22 protein-coding genes are annotated in these 19,634 nt (G+C 65.0%); 7 read left to right on the top strand and 15 right to left on the bottom strand.

Annotated features, from left to right (window positions below):
• Window positions 1–52: 52 nt before the first annotated feature.
• Complete coding sequence (locus AB5I40_RS37510; RefSeq protein ID WP_370934893.1) at window positions 53–1,408, top strand: NAD-dependent succinate-semialdehyde dehydrogenase; 1,356 nt, start codon at window positions 53–55, stop codon at window positions 1,406–1,408.
• Between the two features lie 17 nt (window positions 1,409–1,425).
• On the opposite strand, the gene AB5I40_RS37515 is transcribed toward AB5I40_RS37510, so the two are convergent.
• The 8 genes from AB5I40_RS37515 to AB5I40_RS37550 form a co-directional block, all read right to left on the bottom strand.
• The gene (locus AB5I40_RS37515) at window positions 1,426–2,751 is read right to left on the bottom strand and encodes a tyrosine-type recombinase/integrase (RefSeq protein WP_370934894.1); all 1,326 of its coding nucleotides are present in this window, start codon (window positions 2,749–2,751) and stop codon (window positions 1,426–1,428) included.
• 83 nt (window positions 2,752–2,834) lie between these two features.
• The gene (locus AB5I40_RS37520; RefSeq protein ID WP_370934895.1) at window positions 2,835–3,047 is read right to left on the bottom strand and encodes a helix-turn-helix domain-containing protein; all 213 of its coding nucleotides are present in this window, start codon (window positions 3,045–3,047) and stop codon (window positions 2,835–2,837) included.
• Window positions 3,048–3,061: 14 nt separating this feature from the next.
• Window positions 3,062–4,663: a replication initiator gene (locus AB5I40_RS37525; RefSeq protein WP_370934896.1), complete on the bottom strand. Its 1,602-nt coding sequence runs from the start codon at window positions 4,661–4,663 to the stop codon at window positions 3,062–3,064.
• Complete coding sequence (locus AB5I40_RS37530; RefSeq protein WP_370934897.1) at window positions 4,663–5,049, bottom strand: hypothetical protein; 387 nt, start codon at window positions 5,047–5,049, stop codon at window positions 4,663–4,665. The genes AB5I40_RS37525 and AB5I40_RS37530 overlap by 1 nt, the downstream gene beginning before the upstream one ends.
• Window positions 5,046–6,611 (bottom strand): FtsK/SpoIIIE domain-containing protein, encoded by a 1,566-nt coding sequence (locus AB5I40_RS37535; protein ID WP_370934898.1) that lies wholly within the window; start codon window positions 6,609–6,611, stop codon window positions 5,046–5,048. Before AB5I40_RS37535 ends, AB5I40_RS37530 begins: the two co-directional genes overlap by 4 nt.
• A gap of 339 nt (window positions 6,612–6,950) precedes the next feature.
• A complete protein-coding gene (locus AB5I40_RS37540; RefSeq protein ID WP_370934899.1) occupies window positions 6,951–7,856 on the bottom strand; it encodes a helix-turn-helix domain-containing protein in 906 nt (301 codons plus the stop codon).
• A 151-nt stretch (window positions 7,857–8,007) separates the two neighbouring features.
• A complete protein-coding gene (locus AB5I40_RS37545) occupies window positions 8,008–8,475 on the bottom strand; it encodes a hypothetical protein (protein WP_370934900.1) in 468 nt (155 codons plus the stop codon).
• A 24-nt stretch (window positions 8,476–8,499) separates the two neighbouring features.
• Window positions 8,500–8,730: a hypothetical protein gene (locus AB5I40_RS37550; RefSeq protein WP_370934901.1), complete on the bottom strand. Its 231-nt coding sequence runs from the start codon at window positions 8,728–8,730 to the stop codon at window positions 8,500–8,502.
• 248 nt (window positions 8,731–8,978) lie between these two features.
• On the opposite strand from AB5I40_RS37550, the gene AB5I40_RS37555 reads away from it, so the two are divergent.
• Window positions 8,979–9,722 (top strand): XRE family transcriptional regulator, encoded by a 744-nt coding sequence (locus AB5I40_RS37555; protein ID WP_370934902.1) that lies wholly within the window; start codon window positions 8,979–8,981, stop codon window positions 9,720–9,722.
• 10 nt (window positions 9,723–9,732) lie between these two features.
• Complete coding sequence (locus AB5I40_RS37560) at window positions 9,733–10,203, top strand: NUDIX hydrolase (protein WP_370934903.1); 471 nt, start codon at window positions 9,733–9,735, stop codon at window positions 10,201–10,203.
• Between the two features lie 493 nt (window positions 10,204–10,696).
• Here AB5I40_RS37560 and AB5I40_RS37565 read toward each other — a convergent pair whose 3' ends face one another.
• Both AB5I40_RS37565 and AB5I40_RS37570 read right to left on the bottom strand, forming a co-directional pair.
• On the bottom strand, window positions 10,697–11,680 hold the full coding sequence (locus tag AB5I40_RS37565; RefSeq protein WP_370934904.1) for a DUF6731 family protein: 984 nt from the start codon (window positions 11,678–11,680) through the stop codon (window positions 10,697–10,699).
• A gap of 642 nt (window positions 11,681–12,322) precedes the next feature.
• Window positions 12,323–12,571, bottom strand: coding sequence for an AMED_5909 family protein (locus AB5I40_RS37570; protein WP_370934905.1), 249 nt, complete (start codon window positions 12,569–12,571; stop codon window positions 12,323–12,325).
• Between the two features lie 180 nt (window positions 12,572–12,751).
• Between AB5I40_RS37570 and AB5I40_RS37575 the strand changes: the two genes are divergently transcribed.
• Window positions 12,752–13,519, top strand: a complete 768-nt coding sequence (locus AB5I40_RS37575; protein WP_370934906.1) for a GntR family transcriptional regulator — start codon at window positions 12,752–12,754, stop codon at window positions 13,517–13,519.
• Between the two features lie 14 nt (window positions 13,520–13,533).
• Window positions 13,534–14,199: a YdcF family protein gene (locus tag AB5I40_RS37580; RefSeq protein WP_370934907.1), complete on the top strand. Its 666-nt coding sequence runs from the start codon at window positions 13,534–13,536 to the stop codon at window positions 14,197–14,199.
• Here the strand turns inward: AB5I40_RS37580 and AB5I40_RS37585 are convergent.
• The 3 genes from AB5I40_RS37585 to AB5I40_RS37595 all read right to left on the bottom strand — a co-directional run bounded on the left by AB5I40_RS37585 (window position 14,192) and on the right by AB5I40_RS37595 (window position 16,096).
• On the bottom strand, window positions 14,192–14,785 hold the full coding sequence (locus AB5I40_RS37585; RefSeq protein ID WP_370934908.1) for a TetR/AcrR family transcriptional regulator: 594 nt from the start codon (window positions 14,783–14,785) through the stop codon (window positions 14,192–14,194). The genes AB5I40_RS37580 and AB5I40_RS37585 overlap by 8 nt on opposite strands.
• Before the next feature lie 4 nt (window positions 14,786–14,789).
• Window positions 14,790–15,656 (bottom strand): alpha/beta fold hydrolase, encoded by an 867-nt coding sequence (locus AB5I40_RS37590; RefSeq protein ID WP_370934909.1) that lies wholly within the window; start codon window positions 15,654–15,656, stop codon window positions 14,790–14,792.
• Window positions 15,657–15,733: 77 nt separating this feature from the next.
• On the bottom strand, window positions 15,734–16,096 hold the full coding sequence (locus AB5I40_RS37595; protein WP_370934910.1) for a winged helix-turn-helix transcriptional regulator: 363 nt from the start codon (window positions 16,094–16,096) through the stop codon (window positions 15,734–15,736).
• A gap of 82 nt (window positions 16,097–16,178) precedes the next feature.
• On the opposite strand from AB5I40_RS37595, the gene AB5I40_RS37600 reads away from it, so the two are divergent.
• Entirely contained in the window at window positions 16,179–17,018 is an 840-nt protein-coding gene (locus AB5I40_RS37600) for an NAD(P)H-binding protein (protein WP_370934911.1), read from the top strand.
• 3 nt (window positions 17,019–17,021) lie between these two features.
• Here the strand turns inward: AB5I40_RS37600 and AB5I40_RS37605 are convergent, their stop codons facing one another.
• On the bottom strand, window positions 17,022–17,420 hold the full coding sequence (locus AB5I40_RS37605) for a Fur family transcriptional regulator (protein WP_370934912.1): 399 nt from the start codon (window positions 17,418–17,420) through the stop codon (window positions 17,022–17,024).
• A gap of 118 nt (window positions 17,421–17,538) precedes the next feature.
• On the opposite strand from AB5I40_RS37605, the gene AB5I40_RS37610 reads away from it, so the two are divergent.
• On the top strand, window positions 17,539–17,961 hold the full coding sequence (locus AB5I40_RS37610; protein ID WP_370934913.1) for a Fur family transcriptional regulator: 423 nt from the start codon (window positions 17,539–17,541) through the stop codon (window positions 17,959–17,961).
• On the opposite strand, the gene AB5I40_RS37615 is transcribed toward AB5I40_RS37610, so the two are convergent.
• Window positions 17,958–19,559, bottom strand: coding sequence for a DUF885 domain-containing protein (locus AB5I40_RS37615; RefSeq protein ID WP_370934914.1), 1,602 nt, complete (start codon window positions 19,557–19,559; stop codon window positions 17,958–17,960). The genes AB5I40_RS37610 and AB5I40_RS37615 overlap by 4 nt on opposite strands.
• Window positions 19,560–19,634: the final 75 nt, after the last annotated feature.

Below are 19,634 nucleotides of genomic sequence, written 5' to 3' on the forward strand. Positions count from 1 at the left end.
ATACTGTATGCAATAGTATGTCGCCGAGGATGCCGACCGCAGGGAGACCGCGATGTACACGGTGACCGACCCGGCAACGGGCCAGCTGATCGAGGAGATCGAGAACGCGACCGACTCGGAGGTTCGCGCGGCGATCGAACGCGTCGGCTACGGATATCGCAGCTGGCGGAACCGTCCGGTGGGGGAACGAGCAGCGATCGTCGCCCGCGCCGCGGACCTTTTCGAGCAGCGCGCGGACGAGCTGGCCGCCATCATGACGGTGGAGATGGGCAAGCGCGTCAACGAGGGCCGCGGCGAGGTCGGGATCGTCGTGGACATCTTCCGTTACTACGCGGAGCGCGGCCCGGACCTGATCGCCGACCAGCCGCTCGCCATCCGCGGTGGTTCCGCGGTGATCCGCAAGGAACCGATCGGCGCGCTGCTCGGTGTGATGCCGTGGAACTTCCCGTGCTACCAGGTGGCCCGGTTCGTCGCGCCGAATCTGGTGCTGGGCAACACGATCCTGCTCAAACACGCGTCGATCTGCCCGCGTTCAGCGCTGGCGATCGAGGCGATTCTGCACGAAGCGGGCGTTCCGGATGATGCTTACGTAAACGTCTTCGCCTCGAGCCGTCAGGTTCCGTCGATCCTTGCTGATCCGCGCATTCAAGGCGTTTCCCTGACGGGCAGCGAACGGGCCGGTATCTCCGTGGCGGCCGAAGCCGGCCGGAATCTGAAGCGATGCGTGCTGGAACTGGGTGGTGCGGATCCGTTGCTGGTGCTCGATACCGCGGATTTGGACGAAACGGTGCGGGCTGTGGCGACTGCGCGGATGCGTAACTGCGGGCAGTCCTGTAATGCGCCTAAGCGGATCATTGTCCAGTCTGACCTTTATGAGGAATTCGTGGACCGCTTCGCCAAGCGGGTCGCGGACTATTACGTCCCGGGGGATCCCTCGGACCCGGCTGCCAAGCTGCCTCCGCTGGCTTCCGTCGCTGCCGCTGACGAGGTGGCTGGTCAGGTGGCTCGCGCGGTGGAGCAAGGCGCGACGCTGCGGACGGGCGGACGGCGTGGCGAGGGGGCTTATCTGGATGCGACTGTGCTGACTGATGTCACGCCGGAGATGGACGCTTACCGGGAGGAGATCTTCGGGCCGGTGGCGATCTTGTTCCCGGCCGATTCGGATGATCATGCTATTGAGATCGCCAATGACTCGCCGTTCGGTTTGGGCGCGGCGGTTTTCGGCACGGATCCGGTTCGGATGCGTCGCGCGGCGGATCGGCTGGAGGCGGGGATGGTGTATTTCAACAAGTCCGGCGGGTCGCAGGCGGATTTGCCCTTTGGCGGGATCAAACGGTCCGGGATGGGGCGGGAGTTGGGGCCGTCGGGGATTGAGGAGTTCATGAACAAGAAATCCATCCGCCTCTGACCTGCGGTTTTGTTGCGCTAAGCCCCTTCGGGTCGTCGTCGGGCCGTCGCGGAATCGGCGGCAGCCCGGCGGGGCGTGAACACCTCGTCGGCGGCGGCCCGGGCTCGCTTGTGGCTCGACGGCACGAGGTGGGTGTAGATCCGGAGAGTGTAGCCGGGGTCGTGATGGCCGAGGTACTCCGCGACTTCCTTGATAGAGACACCTTGCGCGAGTAGCGACGAAGCGTAGAAGTGCCGCATTGCGTGCATCCCGTCGCGCCGGTCCACGTAGTCCAGGCCGGCCGCTGCGAATGCGGACTTCCACTCGGTCTTGGTGAAGTTCGAGCCCTTGATGATGTGCCACACCGGCTTGTTCCGGTACTGACGGGAACGCCGCAGAACCCGGCTGATGAGCAGTTGCACCGTCTCGGGACGCCCGCCGGGTTCAAGCCAGGGAAGGGTGAGCGTGATCGGCTCGTGCATCGCCATGTGGTCGTCAATCCCGTCGAGTACACCCGCCCCGAGCGGGACCACACGTGTCTTGCCGCCCTTGGGTGGGGAGAACACTGGCACACCGCCGATCCACCGTATTTGCCGTTGGACGTTCACGATCATCTCGTCACGGTCGACGTCGTCCGGGCTGAAACCGAACATCTCCATCTGACGCAGCCCGAGCCCGGCACCCAGCGGCACCACCACCGTGTACTCCGGCGGCAGTGCAAGCTGAACCGCGTGCACGCGGGACTCCGGCCACGGGATCACCTTGCGCTGTATAGGTTTTGGTCGTTTGATGCTCTTGGCGCGGCAGGGGTTCGAGCGAATCTTCTTGTCGTCCGTCGCTGCCTGAAGGATCGCCGAGACCGTGTCGAAGAGGACCGCGCGGTACGACGCCATGAGGTTCCGACCGCCCTCCTCCTTTGGGCGTTCAAGCCAGTCGAGCCAATCCCGGATCGTGTCGGTTTTCTCGACCGCCTTTAACGACTTGTCGCCGAGAAAAGGAAAGATCCCGGTCTTGAGGTGGCTGTTGACTGTCTGCCGAGTGCCTGCGTCTGCGGACTGTCCCTTCTGCCATTGGGTTGTGTAGTCGCGGAACTTCTCGTCGCCGGACTCGGGTGCGATGTACTCGCCGGTGAGCACGTCGTGTTGCATCTTGGTCAGGAATGCGCGTGCCCTGGTCAGTTCTTTGTCCGGAAAGGACTTGGATCGTTCGTTGCCTTCAGCGTCGAAGTACCGAACCTTGTAACGCTCGCCTTTGCCGAACCTTTCGGTCTTTTCACGGGCCACATTCCCCCTGGCGTTCAAGACTGGTTTGCCACTCTCGTCCGTTTTTGGCCGCCACCAGCGGTCCTGTACGTGACCTTTCATGCCGTCTCCTTGGTTGTTGGTGAACGCGACTCCTCCCCACGCCTCATGGTCGAGGCGTGGGGAGGAGTCGCTACGGTCGGCAGTTACGCCGCTTCTGTTGTGCCGTGCAAGGTTTCGAGCCATCGACGCACCGTCTCTGGTCGGTACCGAACGTGCTTCCCGATCTTCATCCAGGACGGCCCGTAGCCCTTGAAACGCCAGTCCCGCAGCGTCTTCGATGGAATGCCGAGGAACGTCGCCAACTCGTCTGGTGACCAAAGGCCCTCGACGCTCACCACCGTGACTTGTGCACTCATCGAACCTCCCTTCGTCAGGCCGCCAGCTGAGTTGCCGAAGTTTCGGGCGGCCCAGCTGCGGCGAGTAGGGCTCGGTCGTATTCGGCTTTCCAGGCGATGCGTTCGGCGATGGCGTGCATGACCAGGTGCGGCCGGGGCGGGACGTGTGGGTCTCCGGCGTCGACCTTGCGCCAGACCTGCCGGGCCGGATCCGGTTGCGGCTTCTCGATCCCGACAGCGGCCAAGGCGTCCAGGACGAAGCCACGCCGGTCAGCTTTGTGGTCCACGAGCGTCTTGCCCGACCACTTGCGTGACACCAGCACCCGTCGACCCGGAAGGCCGAGGGTGGTTCGCTGATGTGCCCGGCCCTTGCAGTGGCCAGGAGTGGTCTTCCCGTTGGCACCTTTGGGTTGGATGCCGTAGAGCAGCCAGACCGCGCACCGGGGCGAGCACGGGGTGATGGTCAGTTCGGCGTGCAGCCGGTCGTGGTGATCGGCCAGCGCGGCCGTGTCGGCTTCGACCACTTCGCCGGTGGACTTCGTCAGGTACTTGGTGAGGTAGCCGATGTGACGGCCGGCCTCCTCACTCCCACCCAAGATCCCCTTGGAGTGCACTTGCCGCCCGAAAGTCACCACATGCGCCGGATCCTCGACCTGCTCTACTGCGCCGTCCCAGCTGGTCAACGGTTGCCGTGTCTCCGGGTCGACGAACCCACGTTCCGGGCCATCCCAGGCGGGCAGCCGGTCCGTGTAGACGACCTCGTCGTGATTCGGCCACCACACCTGGTGATAGGTCGCCTCGGTAACCAGCCGGATCACCTCGTGCGAGATCGAGCCCCGTACCGCCGCGTGCAGGTGCGGTGCGGTCCGCTTCTGCGGCTCGACGGTCGCGAAGTACTGCACGTCCCACCCGACGACGCGACGAAGGTTCTGCCACCACCGATCCACTAGCGCGGAGAAATGCACCGCGTCCCGGGCCGCCCGCCGGTAGTGGTAACTCGATGGGTCGACCGGCGAACCGTCCGAGCGAACACGGCCGTAGGTGTCGCAGGTGAGCGTGACGAACATCGACGGCCGAAACCGCCCTGCGTACTCCCGGCCCACCGTGGTCTTGGTGATCTTCCGACGAGGTAGGTTCGGTGCGTCCTGCCGTCGTCGGGTCGACCGCTTCACCGCCTTCCGCGTGGGCAGCTCAACCGAGGGAAGCCGACCCCGGACGCCGAGTTGCCGAAGTTCCTCGTCCACGCCTCGGATCTCCTCCCGCAGTTCCTCGGCCTCTGCCGGGTCCTGGTCGACGACGTCCCGGTAGGCGGCGACGAGATCCGCCCGGTAGGTCACCAACTCCGTCTGGTCGTCGCTGGGCTCCTCGGGGGTGAGGTCGGGCTCCTCGGTCATGTGCCAGCCTTCACGGCACTGCACCTGTCGCAGTGCTTTGGCTTTCCGGGCGCAGGGCAGGCAGACGGATTCCACTGTGGATCCGCACGGGACCGGGACATAGCGCAGTTCCCCGGTGTCCTGATCGCCGACCTCCATCGTGAACGGCCGCACACACACGCCGTGCTTCTCGGCCGTTGCCCGGATCACGTCCTCGGCCAGGGGCGCCCGCATCCGCTCCGCACGCGTCGTCGTTTCGGTCATCAGGCAGCCACCTCCCCGGGCAACGTCCAGTCGCGCAGCAGAGACACCGGCATCTCCTGCGTGTCCCCGGCCGGCAGATCCGGGAACGTGCTCGGATCAAACGGCACCGCCCCATAGACCCGGACCGGGATCCCGCACGGGGTCCGGCCGGTGATGGACAGGTGCACCGACACCCCATCGCGGACCCGCCACAGGTTCGCGGTGACGTCGTCGAGGGTGTGCGCCCACACCCGTAACGCCCGCGCGACCTCCGACAGCCCCTCCGCATCCAGCTGCACCGTGATCGGTCGCGACCACGCCGTCACATCCAGCGACGCAACCGGCGGCAGCTGGTACAGATCCAGGTGGTCTCGGATGGCATCCAGGAAGATCATCAGCCGGTTCATGCCGCCGCCTCCTGTCCCCGGGCGCCCAGATCGGCACGGCCGCCGTTGGTGACGTAGCGCTCCAGTGCCTTGACCGTCTCGTCGGAGACCCATCCGGCGCGTACGCGGAGGGGTTCACGGATGCCTTCGCCCCACACGTAGCCGACGCCGGGTGTGGTTTCGGGGATGCGGTTGGCCCAGGCTCCGCGTTCGTAGGCGCCGTCGCCGAGGACCATCGGGACGTGGGTTTTGGATGTGACGCGCAGGCACACCCGGCGGGTGAACAGTTCTCGCACCGGAACGGTGTCCTTCGTCGGTTCCTGCACGTACCCGCGGACCGACATCCCCAACGCCCGGCCCTGGGTGTTGAGTACCGCGATGTGTTCCACAATGGACTCGCGTGTTTTGCGGTCGGTGTAGCGGGTCAGGGCTCCGATCTCGTCGAACTCCAGCAGTTCCAATGGAAACGTTGTGGAGATCGGCACGTCGCGGGTCTGTCCGGCGAACTCGCGCTTGCGGCGCTCCAGCTCATCCCGCAGCCCTTCCAACAACGTCAGTGTGTCCTTTCCGGACACGGCGTAGCGGGCGAAGATTCCACGGCCGTAGGCGAGTTCCATGCCTTTCGGGTCCACACCGGATACTCGTACCAAACCGGAGCGGATCGCCGAGGCGGCCGACACCAGCGGGCTCCACATCACCGAGTTTTTCCCCGCACCACTGGCACCCGCCACCAAGATGTGCGCACCGGGGCCAGCCAGCGGCAGCCGCCACGGGGTCCCGTACTCGGTCGTTCCGGCGAAGATCGCCCGCAGATCGACCCGCAGCCCGTCGACCGGCACCAGGTCAGGCAACGGCCGGCACCGCACCGGAGCGGACAACAGGTCGCGGCGCATGAAATCCAGCGACACCACGTCCGGCGCGATCTCCCGCACCTGGACCCGCGTCACCTTCCGCGCCGTAGCCAGCGCACGGGCCGCGTCGTCGAAGTCCTCCGGTTTCTGGCCCGGCACGAGCTGCACCCGAACCTCATCCCACGACGGCCCGGACCGGACCTGTCGCAGCTTGGGCACCGCTACCCCCGACGCCCGGCGCGCCCGCGTAACGGCCTCCCGCTTCCGCCGCCGTGACACCAGATTCACCGTGACATCCACCGGGATGGCCTCGTCGCGCACGGTCAGGCCGCAGGCGTGCAACCAGTTCGGCACCTTGCGTCCGTAGACCGCCCAGCGCAGCCACCACGACCGCAGCCACCGGCCACACCACCGATCGAACCTGACCACATCAAGCTGGTGCCACACCATCGCGATCAGGCCCAGCGCGCCGAGCGTGATCACCAGGGACAGCCAGCCACACCAGTGCACCCACGCCGCGATCGCGAGCACGGTGAGGCAGGTCCGCCAGCGGGTCAGGAGTTGCCGAACCAGCCAGCCGACCGCCCGCGCAACTGTCCACAGTGCAAGTCCCACGAACGCCAACGCCGCCAGCGTTTCCACAATGGCCGCCAGAGCACGTCCCAGTTTCGCCAGTACCCACAACACAATCGCCAGACCCGCGCTGAGGGCCAGGAGCATCCCCGCGTTCATCGACGCTCACCACCCTCGACACGAGCCCCCGCACCAGAAGGCAGGTCAAGCGGCAACATCCCTTGGCAGGGAGCGCATTCAATCTCGCCCGGCAGCATACGGGCGAACTTCTTACAAGTGGCGCAACGCATCCGGGTGACCCCTGTTGACGAACGCCGCGCAGAACCCGTTACAGTTCCCATTGTTCACTTCCCAGTGGACAGCGCAGAACCGGTGCAGGTTGGTAGCCAAGAGCCGGTTCTGCGTTTATACGGAACGAAAATCCCCACACAAGGACGCGTTGAAGACAGCACACGTCCCCGTGCGCTTTTTTCGTTATGAACGTAAGTGGATCAGGAGCTAGTCGGCTCGCTCCTCACCCGCAAGAATCTCGACCAGCGACGCATCATTCGCCTGTCGCTGCGCCTCCAGCGCCCGCACCAGCTGGTCGGCCTCTGCTTCCAGCCGATGCAACGATTTCGCCGGGGACAACGCCATCTTGGCGAGCCGGTCCATGACCTCCAGGTACGGAGCGGCCTGCTCATCAACAAGAAACACGCCGACGCCGTGGTGCGGGCAGTAGACCACCGACGAGCGATCCTTCATCCGACACAGCGTGAACGCCCCACCCAGCACCGACGTGGATGCCGCTTCGCTCGGTACGACGCGGACGGTGATGGTGCGGGACATGACCATCACGTCTGTGATGAACCGCAACTGACGCAGCATGACATCGTCGTCCCCGAAGTGGTTCCGCAGCGCTTCCACCGCAATGAACATGTCTGCCCGAATGACCTTCGCACCGAACAGCACGCCCTTGCGCTGCATCCGCTTGTCGACGTTCTCTTGCAGCGCACTGGCATCGGCAAGCTCGGTGCTGCAGGCGAACCCCGCGTAGTCGGGGATCTGCAACAGATCCGGGATCATCAACGGTGCCCACACCGTCATCGACCGCGCTGCCCGCTCGTGCGCCACCAGCGTGGTGAAGTGCGTCGGACTGCCCTGCGGCCCCGGCGTGAACCAACCCGGACCGGCGGCCCCACGGGCAAGAGACATGATCCAGGCCTTCTTCTCGCCCGTCACACCCAATGCGCCCAGAATCCCGGCCACGTCCTCCGGGTTCGGGACGCGCTGGCCCAGTTCCCAGTTCGACACCAACGCCGGGTTCACGCCGACCCGTCGCGACAACTCCCGCAAGCCGTAGTGCGCCTCGAGCCGGGCGTCCCGTAGCGCGGCACCGAGTCCACGCGCGCGGGGAGTCAGCATGTCCGTGGTTCGTATCATCGTGTCACCTCCATCCCGAATGGGTCCCGGCCCAGCGGGCCGGCGACGTGACCGTCAGCCGCATCATGTCTGTCTGCAACGCGAGACCGGGTGCCGTCGTGATCGCCCATTTCGGGCGAACCTGCGTCCACGCCTACGCCGCCTTCCCCACAGCCTCCGCAGGCGACGAGCCAGCCGACCGAGACGACTTACCCAGGGCACTCGCCCCTTCGGCCTTGAAGCCCGTCGCGCGGAACACGTACGTCTGATACTTGAACTCACCCTGCCCGCCGACGCGTGGCTCAGCCGTCAACCCGTCCAACTCGACCGGCCGCATCCCCGGCAACACCTCCGACGTCGTCGGCACCGGCTGCACATCCGCCACGAACGTGATCTCAAACGAAGCGCGCTTCGCCCGCGCCTCACCCGGATCCGTGACTGCCGCCTTCCACTGCCGCTTACCCGTCACCTCGTCAATGCGTTGCCGCGCAGGACGATTCGCCGCCCGATCCTCCCGGGACTGATACTCGTTGTCCGGAGCCACCTCTCCCACCATCACAAGCCCCTGCGGGAACGCCTCGTCGAAGTCGATGCCGAACCGATGTCCCTTGTCGATAGCCATCCCACTAACTCCCTGTTTTCTTTGTCAGTCAGTCATTTCCTGCGTTTGGTCGCCGCACTTCGTTCGTGTCCCTGTGACCAGGGCGGTTCGCGCCTCTTCGAGCTGCTTGCCCAGCACAGCAATGGCGTCGGAGTCGACGAGGAGCACTACGGGGAACGCCTTGCCGAAGCGGATCTCGGCTCGGTTCGCATACGTCAGCGCGCGGACGCGGATCGGCAAGTCTGCCGTCACGTGAATCTGGACCGTGTCCCGCATGTCGCTCGCGCCTACACCGCACGCTGGTGGAACGCCCGTGTTGCCACGTCGCTCGACGGGTCATCTAGCACCGATGCCGCGCTTGTAGCCGTCATGCGTGCCTCCCTTTAGGCCGTGCCGCCGAGCGAGTCTCGGCAACTTGCCACCCAATCTCCGGCAAAAGGCGGGACATGATCACCACATGGCGGGACATCTCAGGACGTCCCTGGTACGGTTGAAGACGTCCCTACACGTCCTAAGGGGTGCAGATGCCGAACGAACGGCTGCGTGACGCGCTGCTCCGCAACGGGCTCACACTGGAGCAGGTAGCCAAGGCCCTCACGGTCGATCAGAAGACCGTTGAGCGGTGGATCACCAAGGGCCGCACCCCGTACCCGAAGCACCGGCACAAGATCGCCGCAATGGCGCGCGAATCGGAGACCTACCTATGGCCAGACTCCGTCGCCCCGGAGCGGAGGGCCGAGACCGCGGCTGCCGAGGTTGTGCGGGTCTTCCCACACCGCAACGCCGTCCCAGTCGAGCTGTGGGACCGGCTGATCAACGATGCGTCAGAGACCGTCGAGATCCTGGTACACGCCGCACTGTTCCTGGTGGAACGGCCGCGGTTCATCAAGGACATCGCAGCCAAGGCATCGGCCGGCGCGAAGATCCGACTTGTGTTCGGTGACCCGGAAGGTGACAGCGTCGCCCTACGTGGGGAAGAAGAACAGCTCGGAGACGGGACGCTTCCGGCACGCATCCGCAACGCCCTGGCGTCCTACCGGCCACTGATCGGCGTCGAGGGGATCGAGATGCGGTTCCACAACACGACGCTCTACAACTCGATCTTTCGCTTTGACGACGAGATGATCATCAACACGCACGTCTACGGGTTCCAGGGCGCGCACGCCCCGTCCTTGCACCTGCGCAGACTCTCAGCCGGGGATCTCTTCGAGACATACTCGGAGAGCTTCGAAGCCGTTTGGAACTTCGCCAAGCCCGCCACCTTCTAGGAGGCACCACATGGCACGAGTTGACTACTACAACGACCCGAACGCACCCAAGGCCAACAGCATCGCCGTCGCAGTGTCCGCGTTCATCCAGGACGAGGAGGGGCGAATCCTGATGATCCGGCGGACCGACAACGACCTGTACGCGATTCCGGGCGGGCAACTTGAGCTAGGGGAAACCCTTGCCCAGGCTGCCGTCCGCGAGGTGCGCGAGGAAACCGGTATCGAGTGCGAAGTCACAGGCGTGATCGGTCTCTACTCGAACCCCAACCACGTCATCGCTTACGACGATGGCGAGGTCAGGCAAGAATTCTCGATCTGCTTTCGAGCTAAGCCGATTGAGGGAGATATTAAAACAAGCGATGAAAGCAAAGAAGTTCACTGGTCATCGGTCGAGAGCTTGTCAATGCTCTCAATTCACCCCTCAATAAGGATGCGCATAAAACACGCGCTAAGCGAGATTGCTAACCCGTACTACTCGTAGCTCTAGGACCGTTATTCCCCAGGTTTTCTTGACTTCTGTTGAATGACGACGCCAACAAACCTCTCCGTTACCCAGAGCAGTCTTGCGATAAAAATTGCACTGTAGAGCAGTGACCATGCGGCAATAGTGCAGAAGACGGGACTTGGGGAACGGTCCTGGTCGAGTAGGGTTGCTAACAAGCAGGTCGCGACTGCGACAGCGGTCCAGCGCAACCCCCTTGTATAAGAACCGAATATTCCATTCCAATGATTGCTTGACTTCAGTAATTCAAAACGAGGACCCTGACTGTATCCAATTGCAATCGCCAGTGCTGCCAAGATAAATCCTAGTATGGTTCCTTCCAAGCTCAATATCGCAGGGTACAAACCACTTCGTCGCCCATCCATTATTGCAAGCAGTGTGTGGTTGATGAATGAAATCTTAACAAGAAGGGATGCGCAGGTGGCTACGGTGATGTAAATGCTGACTTCCACCCAGGTGGAACGCGCGCTGCTCACTGAACCTCTGCCGGGTCAGCCGCTGAGATACTGCTAATGGTCGTCTTGTATGCGCTTACCAAGTCGTCATGAAGTTCATTGTAAGCGTCAACTATTTTCTCGTAGGCATCGCTAGAGTCCAAGACTCTAGTCCGGCGGTTGGCTCGCAAAATCTTTCTGGTGCTTACCAGTTTATCGTCCAGAAGATTCACCTCTCCGGGTTTCCTAGTTTCAGGATCAAGTAGCGTTGCAGTCATTCGAAGAGTATTCTCCCGCAGATCTTCTCTTCCTAGAAGTCGGCGAAGGAGTGGAATGAAGCGTGGATTCAGGTTAACTTTTCGATAAGGCCCTGGCCTGAGTACAATCGAGACCGTCTCCGCGTTTCCTGCGCTCGCAATAGACTTGAGGGCTTGCCCTAATGTTTCGTCCAATTCTGAAATAACTTCGGCGTACGGAGAGCGGATTCTCAACTCAATCGCCCTAATTTCCTTCTTGTTCAGGAGTTGTCTGGCAGCATCGCCACGAATGAGCGACTCCAGGACAAAGTCTGAAACGGCCGAACTTCCGGCCGATAACAGATATCCTGCAAGGCGAGACGGGCGCGGACCGTAGAAGTTATTCTCGATACCAATAATGCCGTCTTCGAAAACACAGACGTGCGAAGACTCACAGATTCCCTCATTATCTGCGAGTACGAGGTCGCGCAACTGTCCCTCGAGTTCAGACTGTGGTAACGCATTTCGGCGAATAGCGGCAAACTTGAACTTTAATGGATATTCAGTCGAATCAACCCAAGTGCACAGTAGGTCACCAGAGTTGCCAACCTGCTGGTACCGTCGAGATTTAAGACTGAATGGCATTTCCCCGATCTTCCTTAAAATTGGGGAAAGATCAATCTTGTTCGGCTCACCTTGTTTATTGGCGCCCGCATCGATGGCAAAGAAGTATATTCTGCGTTCCTTTACTAAATCTCTCTGTTGGCTCGCATTCTGACTTGGCACTTCATCTGCTCCCGTCTGCCGAACTTGGCTCTATGGGATCAAGGCGCCGCCGACGGCGGCGCGTGGTCGCCGCGCGTACGGCGGGCTCGCCCAGTGCGGCACGGACGGCCTGCCGCTCCGCTTCGGCCGCCGGCCGCGGGCGGCCCGCCGGAAGAGGCGTCGGGTGGCGCGCCGCCGCCGGTGATGACTGGTCCGTAGAGACGCATATCGCCATAGACGGCACGGCGCCGAGTGCTGTTACAGGCGGTACGGAAACGTGACCGCCCGCTTCCTCGTCATCGATCGTTTAACACCGGTACGCCGCCATCAAGGGCGCCTTCGGCGTCGCTTCGCGATGGCCGCATGCGTCCACCCTTGACACCGTCGAACCGGTGCTAACGGAGGCGGGGACGAGGAAGACGGGGGAGGCTGGGCGCGGCGGAAACTTGGGGGCGCGAATCAGCGCTGGGCCGTCGTGGGGCCGTCAGACGTCAAGATCGGTCCGGACGCGACCGGACCCAACCGAAGCAAACGAGCAGGTCAGAGGCGGTCCGCTCAGGAGCAACCCCAGGCCCACTGACTGCCTGGATAGTTCATGAACCAGAAGTCGATCCGGCTTTGAGCAGCAGTCGTAGCTCAGTGGACATCGGTGTCTAATGTGGACTAACTCTGTTCGCTCTTGGCCTCTTCGGGCGGCGGGGAGAACAGCGCAGCCTGACGCTCTTCATAGTCAGCCCAGTACAGGGCTTCGTGATGATGCCAGCGGTCATAGTCCGCGACAGCTCGGTACATCCGCGCGTTCGTGAGGTGGAACCCCGCCCAGTCGGAACGGGTCGCGTCCGCCGCGGGCCGTCGGGTTGTCGCGGAGGCGTGCGCGTCGTGCAGTGTTGCTGGTTCAGCTTTGGCCGCCATCGTGGATGCCTTTCCGCTGGCATGTCTGAGTTCTGGAACCCCGGGGACCGCTCGCCGGATTAGAGGTAGTCCTATTGAAGGCTTCCCTGAGGAGAGTTGTCAATAGGACTACCTCTATCTAGTCTGGTAGGTCGGGAGGTGCTGATACCGCTAGCGTTATCGCCGACGGAGGAGGACGACGTGGGCATTGGGTACCGCGACCTGGCCGCGATCCTGCGCGACGCGATCCGGCGAGGCGACTATGCCCCGGACTCGACGTTGCCGAAGCAGGAGGAGCTGGCCGCGGAGTACGGCGTCAACGTCAACACCGTCCGCAAAGCTGTCGGTCTCCTGGAGGCCGAAGGGCTGGTCACACCGATCCGCCGCCGCGGAACCGTCGTTCGCGCACGCCCGCCGATGAAGCGCCTCGGTGCCGATCGCTACGCCAAGAGCAAGTGGAAGTACGGCGACACGGTGGCGTTCATCGCCGACCGCGAGGCGTCCGGTCGCGAGTGGAAGCCCGCGGATCAGACCCAGACCGTTTCGCGGATCGAGGCGGACACGGAGGTCGCCGAAGCTTTGAGCATCGACGTCGGTTCGCCCGTCTACGAGCGTGCGCGCCTGGTCAAGGATGCAGGCCAACCGACACACACTCTCTCCAGCTACTATCGGCCGGAAGATGTCGAGGGCACCCGCCTCGTCGACGGCACTCCGGGACCAGCCGGTCGAGGCGGTGGCTTCCTGGTCCTCACGCTGCAGGGCCTCGAGCCGGACACGATCAGCGAGACTGTCTGCTCACGCATGCCCACGCCCGACGAGATCGAGACACTGGAGCTCCTTGCTGGGGAACCGGTCATGGTCCTGCAGCGCCGCACCTTTACCGAGGACGGCCGGGTCGTGGAGTTCGCGCGCGGTGTTCACGCGGCGAGCCGGTTCTCCTGGTCCTATACGTTCAAGATCCCTGACTGACCCGGAGTCCCCGCATGTCCGAGCGCGCGACCACCCTCCCCGAGCATCTCCGCGCCGACGTCCAAACGCTCTGGGACTACCACGACCTGCACCACGACCTCCGTCCCACGGACGTCGGCATCGGGCTCGGCAGCCACGACCTCGGCGTCGCCACCCACGCCGCGAAGCTGTACCAGCAGGGCTACTTCCCCAAGATCCTCTTCACCGGAGCCAACGCACCGACAACCGTGGAGCGATTCCCGCGTGGCGAAGCCGTGCACTACCGGGAGCACGCGTTGGAGCTAGGCGTTCCCGACGACGCGATCCTGGTCGAGCCAACGGCCCGCAACACCGGCGACAACATCAAGCGAAGCCGAGAGTTGTTGGCAGCACAGGGGATCGGGGTCAAGGAAGTCACGCTGATCTCGCGCCCCTACCAACAACGCCGCGCCTACGCGACGTGCAAAAAGCTCTGGCCCGAGGTCGAAGTCCGATGCGCCTCCCAGCCGCTGCCGCTGGACGAGTACCTCCAAAGCATCGGCGACGTGGCCCGCGTCATCACCATGCTGGTCGGCGACACCCAGCGGATCAGCGTCTACGCCCAGCGAGGATTCGCGATACCCCAAGACGTTCCGAAAAACGTTGAGCGAGCCTTCGAGAACCTGGTAGCGCACGGCTACACGTCCAGGCTCCTCACCTAGGAAGCAACAACCCGCTCAACCACCCCGAAAACACCTGCTGCACGTCCCCCCGCACCCGCGCCGGGTCATCGGCATGGGCGATCATCCGCGCGGCCTCCATCACCGCGGCCAAGACCAGCTGCGCCAAAGCATCCACCGGCGTATCCACGATCAACCCGGCCTCCCGCGCGGCCGCGAGGTTCTCCGCGACCAGCCCCAAGCCGTACTCGGCCTCAAGATCACGCCAGGCGTCCCAGCCCAGCACGGCGGGGGCGTCGGTCAGGGAGATCCGCCGGACGTCCGGGCGCAGGCAAGCATCCAGGAACACTCCCAGCGCGGAAGAAAGCCCGGAAAGCGGGTCCGCCGCGGAATCGAGGACTTCCGAGACCTCGGCGGTAAGCTCCCGTTCCAGCACCTCGACCACGGCCCGGAACAGGCCTTGTTTGTCGCCGAAGTGGTGGTAGAGCGCGCCCCGCGTGACGCCGGCCGTGCGAGTGATTTCTTCGGCTGGCACGTCGTGGTAGCCGCGCGCGCCGAAGAGGTCGCGGGCGGCCTTGATCAGTGCGGCTCGCGTCGCGTCGGAGCGTTCTTGCTGGGTACGTCGCACGCACCTAATCTGCCATGGCGGCGGCGAAGCGCGTGATGTGCCCGGCCAGAGCGTCCGGCTGATCCTCCGAGACGAAGGTGTACGAGTCCGGCACCTCGACGATCTCCGCGTCCGGCAGTACCTCCGCCAGGCGGTGGGCGAGGCTGATCGGGAACAGCTTCTCCTCTGGCGGCCACACCAGCAGTACCGGACGCTTGAACTGGCGCAGTTTTTCGGCCGCGGCCAGGGTGTGTTTTGAGTCGACGGTGCGCAGGAACTTGCGCAGATCCCTTCGCAGGCCAGGGGATTTCCGCAGCTTGCCCAGGTACTCGTGCGCGATGTCCGGCGGCAGCGGGCGCTTCGTGACCCAGCCGAAGAGCAGCGGCAATCGGTACAGCGCTTTGATTCGCAGCAGTTGGCCCAGCACCGCCATCGAGCCGGGGACGCGGGCGATGGTCGGCAGTGGCTGGAAGATCGGCGGGAAGAAGTATTCGAAGCTGTCCGACGGCGTGAGCACGACCCGCCCGACTCGTTCCGGGTACCGCGCGAGCAGCAGTTGCGTGATGGCGCCGCCGGTGTCGTTGGCGACCAGGATGACATCTTCCAGGTCTAGCGCGGTCAGGAAGTCGCCCAGGAGGGTGGCGAGACCGGGGGCGCTGAGGTCGGCGTCCGAGCGCATCGGGACCGGGTGCGCGCCCAATGGCAGATCTGGGGCCAGGCAACGGAATCCAGCGTCCGCGACGGCGGGGGTGACCTTCCGCCACAGCAGGGCGTTGGTGAGTACGCCGTGGACGAAGACGACTGGGCGTCCGCGTCCGCGTTCGAAGTACCGGAGCTCGCCTTGGGGGAGGTTGACGTGCCGGGCAGTGCCGAGTTCTTCGTGTGCGTTCATGCTGCCGAAGATACATACATGCAGTCTGTATGTAAATTACCTCTGCGGTAATGGCCGCGCTGACCAGGACATATGGGCTAGCGCGGGCCCATGCGCTGGGTGATCCGGTCGAAAAGGTCGTCCAGCGGTTCGCGGACGTCTTGGCCGAATTCGGTGAGCCCGTAGGTGACCTGAGGCGGCGTGGTCGGCTCGACGTGCCGCCAGACGAGGCCGTCTTCGACCAGGGCTCGCAGGGACTGGGCGAGCATCTTTTCGCTGATGCCCCGGATGCTCTCGCGCAGTTCGTAGAACCGGAGTTCCTTGTCCCGCAACGAGATGAGGATCCAGATGCCCCACCGGCTGGTCACGTGGTCGATCACGGCCCGCGCGGGGCAGTCGGTGTGAAACACCTCATAACGCGGCTCGGCGGCGGCCGGGGTGAACTGCGCGCTTCCTGTCACGTATCGAGCTTACCCAAAGGTATGTCCTTACGAAGAGTAAGCAACTCGGCCTAGCGTCGGTCGCCTACCGAAGGAGCGATTCATGATTGTGGTGACCGGGGCGACCGGAAACATCGGCAGACCGTTGGTGCGGGCGCTGATCGACGCGGGCGAGCAGGTGACGGCGGTGTCGCGGCGGGTCGCGAAGGTGCCGGACGGTGCTCGCCATGTGGTGGCGGATCTGGCGGATCCAGCCAGTCTCGAACCCGCGCTGACCGGGGCGAAAGCGTTGTTCCTCTTGCTGTCCGGCGATTTGCACGCCGTCGGCGCCAGCCCGGCCGAGCTCATCGCGAAGGCCGCGGACGCCGGGGTTCGCCGAGTGGTTCTGCTGTCGTCGCTGGGCGTGGCGACCAGGCCGTTCGGCACGACGCGGATCGCGATGCGCGAGCTGGAGGACGTGCTGCGGGTGTCCGGTCTGGACTGGGCCATTCTGCGTCCCGGTGGGTTCGACTCCAATGCGCTGGGGTGGGCGGAATCCGTTCGTACGCAAGGAATTGTCGCCGCGCCGTTCGGGGACACCGGGGTGCCGATCGTCGATCCGGCGGACATCGGCGAAGTCGCGGCCGCGTGCCTGGTAGACGACCGGCACGTCGGCGGCGTGTACGAGCTGACCGGGCCGGAGGTGATCACGCCGCGTCAGCAGGCGGAGGTGCTGGCCGCCGCGCTCGGCAAGCCGGTGCGGTTCCACGAGTTGACCCGCGCCGAGGCCAAGGCATTCATGACCGAGAGCGTGCCAGGCGAACTCGCCGACGACACGCTGGACATCCTCAGCTCCCCGAACGCGGCCGAACTGCGCGTCAGCCCGGACGTCGAGCGAGTTCTCGGCCGCCAGCCGCGGTCTTTCGCCGACTGGGTGGCCCGCAATATCGCCGCGTTCCGCTGAGGGTTACTCGGCCGGAGCGCACCGCGAGCACAGGCCGGACTCCGCTTCGTCGGCGGATTCCGTTGGTGCGCCGTCGATTGCCTCCAGCCGGCCGCATTGCCGGCAGAGCAGGTGCCGGTGGTCGAAGCCGGCCAGTTCGTAGCGTTGCGCGACGCCGACGTGGTCGAAGCGGTGGACGAGACCGGCGGTAACGCCGGTGGTCAGCACGTCGTGGACGCCCCTCGTGGACGCCATCGACAGCCGTTCGCGGACCAGCGGCAGCAGTTCCGCGACGGTCACGTGCGGGTTTTCGGCCAGCACTTCCAGCACGACCTGTCGGGCGGTCGTCACGCGCAGGCCGGCGCGCCGGAGCCGGGTGCCGGCGTCGGCGCTGGACGGGAGAGGTGCGGAGGTCGTGAGCACGCCTCCTTTGTAGTCCGCAAAGTTGATCCAGTCAAATGTAAGATCGGGTCAACTCTGGGACTGTGAGCCACTGCACGCCAGAATTGATTCGGTCAAGTCTGGGGGTACCATCCGGGCCATGGACGAGTTCGGGGCGCGCCTGCGCGACAAGGGCCTGCGCAACACGCCGCAGCGGCGTGCGGTGCTGGCCGCGGTCGCGCGGACCCCGCACGTCACGGCCGCGGAGATCGCGACGGTGCTCGACGCCGACGGGGCCGTCGGCGCGTTGTCCAGGCAGGGCCTTTACAACGTGCTCGACGACCTCGTCGGCGCCCGGCTGCTGCGTCCGCTGGAACCGGCGGGCTCGCCGGCGCGGTTCGAACTCGAAACCCACGACAACCACCACCACCTGGTCTGCCGCGGCTGCGGCCGGATCCAGGACGTGCCGTGCGCGATCGGCGCCGCGCCGTGCCTCGAACCCGGTCCGGTGCCCGGTTTCCGGGTGGACCAGGCCGAGGTCACGTGGTGGGGGATGTGCGCGGACTGCGAGGCCAAGGCTTAACGCAGCGCGTCCTGCAGCGCCTCGAGCCCGACCGGCCCGACGGCCAGCGCGTCGTGGTGCCATTGGCGCAAGGTGAATCCGGGTTTGGCGGCGGCTTCGGCGCGCGCCTGCAACCACGCGCGTTCGCCGATCTTGTACGAGATCGCCTGGCCCGGCCAGCCGAGGTACCGCACGATTTCGGCGTGCACGCGGTGTTCCGCGGCCAGTCCGCGCTCGTGCAGGAATCGGCACGCGGTGGCGAAGTCCCAGCGGGAACCGTCCGGCAGCGGCAGGTCGAGGTGCGAGCCGAGGTCGATCACGACGCGCGCGGCCCGGAGCGCGGAACTGGCGAGCATGCCAAGGCGAGTGCCGCGCTCGGAGAACCAGCCGAGTTCGTCGGCGAGGCGTTCGGCGTACAGCGCCCAGCCTTCCGCGTGGCCGCTCACCGAATGGACGCGCGCGTAGCGGCTTACCGAATCTCCGGCCAGGCCCGCGACGCCGATCTGCAGATGATGTCCGGGCGCGCCTTCGTGGAACACCGTCGTCAACTCGGACCAGGTCGCGAAGCGCTTGCGTCCGCCTAGCGGCCACCAGGTGCGGCCGGGGCGGGTGCCGTCTTCGGCGGGCCCGGTGTAGTACGGCGAACCCGACGCGGAGCCGTACGCGAGGACGACGTCCAAGGCGCGCAACGGTTCGGGGATGTCGAAGTGCTCGCTCGCCGCGTCCAGCGCACGGTCATGCGCCTGGCGCAGCCAGTCCAAATAGGACTCTTCACCGTCCACTGCGCACTCTTCGTCCAGTCGCGCGAGGACTTCCGCCACACTCGCGCCGGGCTGGATTTTCGCGACCTCGGCGGCGATTTCCGTTTCGATGCGCTGAAGTTCCGCCCAGCCCCATTCGTACGCCTCGGCGAGATCGAGGTCCGCGCCAAGGGAAAGCCGGGCCGCGACGGCGTAGCGTTCCGCGCCGACGCCGTCGGTTTCGGCGGCGTGCGGGGCGTAATCCTCGCGCAGGAACCGGGCGAGCGCCGCGTAACCGCGGTGGGCTGCGTCGGCACCGGCCCGCAGTTCGGCGGCCTGCGGCCCGTCGCCGTACTCCTCGACGAGTGCATTGTGGATACCGGCGTAACGCTCGGCCTGCGCCGCCGTTTCCAGCGCCTGCAGACGGGCCGCGCGCACACCGCGGTCGAGACCGGCCCGCAGGGTCTTCTGCCAGCCGGAAAGCATCGTTTCGACGCCGGACATCCGGACCGCGAGGACGTGCCAGTCGTCCGCGTCGCGGCGCGGCAGCAGCCGGACCGAATCGGCGATCGAACTCAGCGTGCCGAAATGCGCCTGTACCTGGCGGAACGGCTCGTCCAGCTCGTGCCAGGCCAGTTGGGCCTCGAGGCTGTCGCGCAGATGCGCGGACGCGATCCGGTCCGTGCGGGACTCGGGATTCAGCTTCGCGAGGGAGGCGAGGGTGCGCCGGGCCAGGTCGGCTCGGGCCGCGAAACCGTCCGGGGTGAGGTCGGTGAGCGCGGTCGCTTCGGTGGTGACGCCGTCCAAGGTCGCGGTGATCGGATCGAGCGCTGCCTCGGCCGTGACGTGGTCGGCGGACAGCTGAAAAATCGGGGTCACGCCGCCACGTTAGCCGGGAGCCGCCGCCCGAATATAGAGACGTTAGCGGGGTCTGGCTGCTGGTATAGGGAATGC

This window comes from Amycolatopsis sp. cg13, from assembly GCF_041346965.1.
In the GTDB taxonomy this organism is placed as follows: Bacteria; Actinomycetota; Actinomycetes; order Mycobacteriales; family Pseudonocardiaceae; genus Amycolatopsis.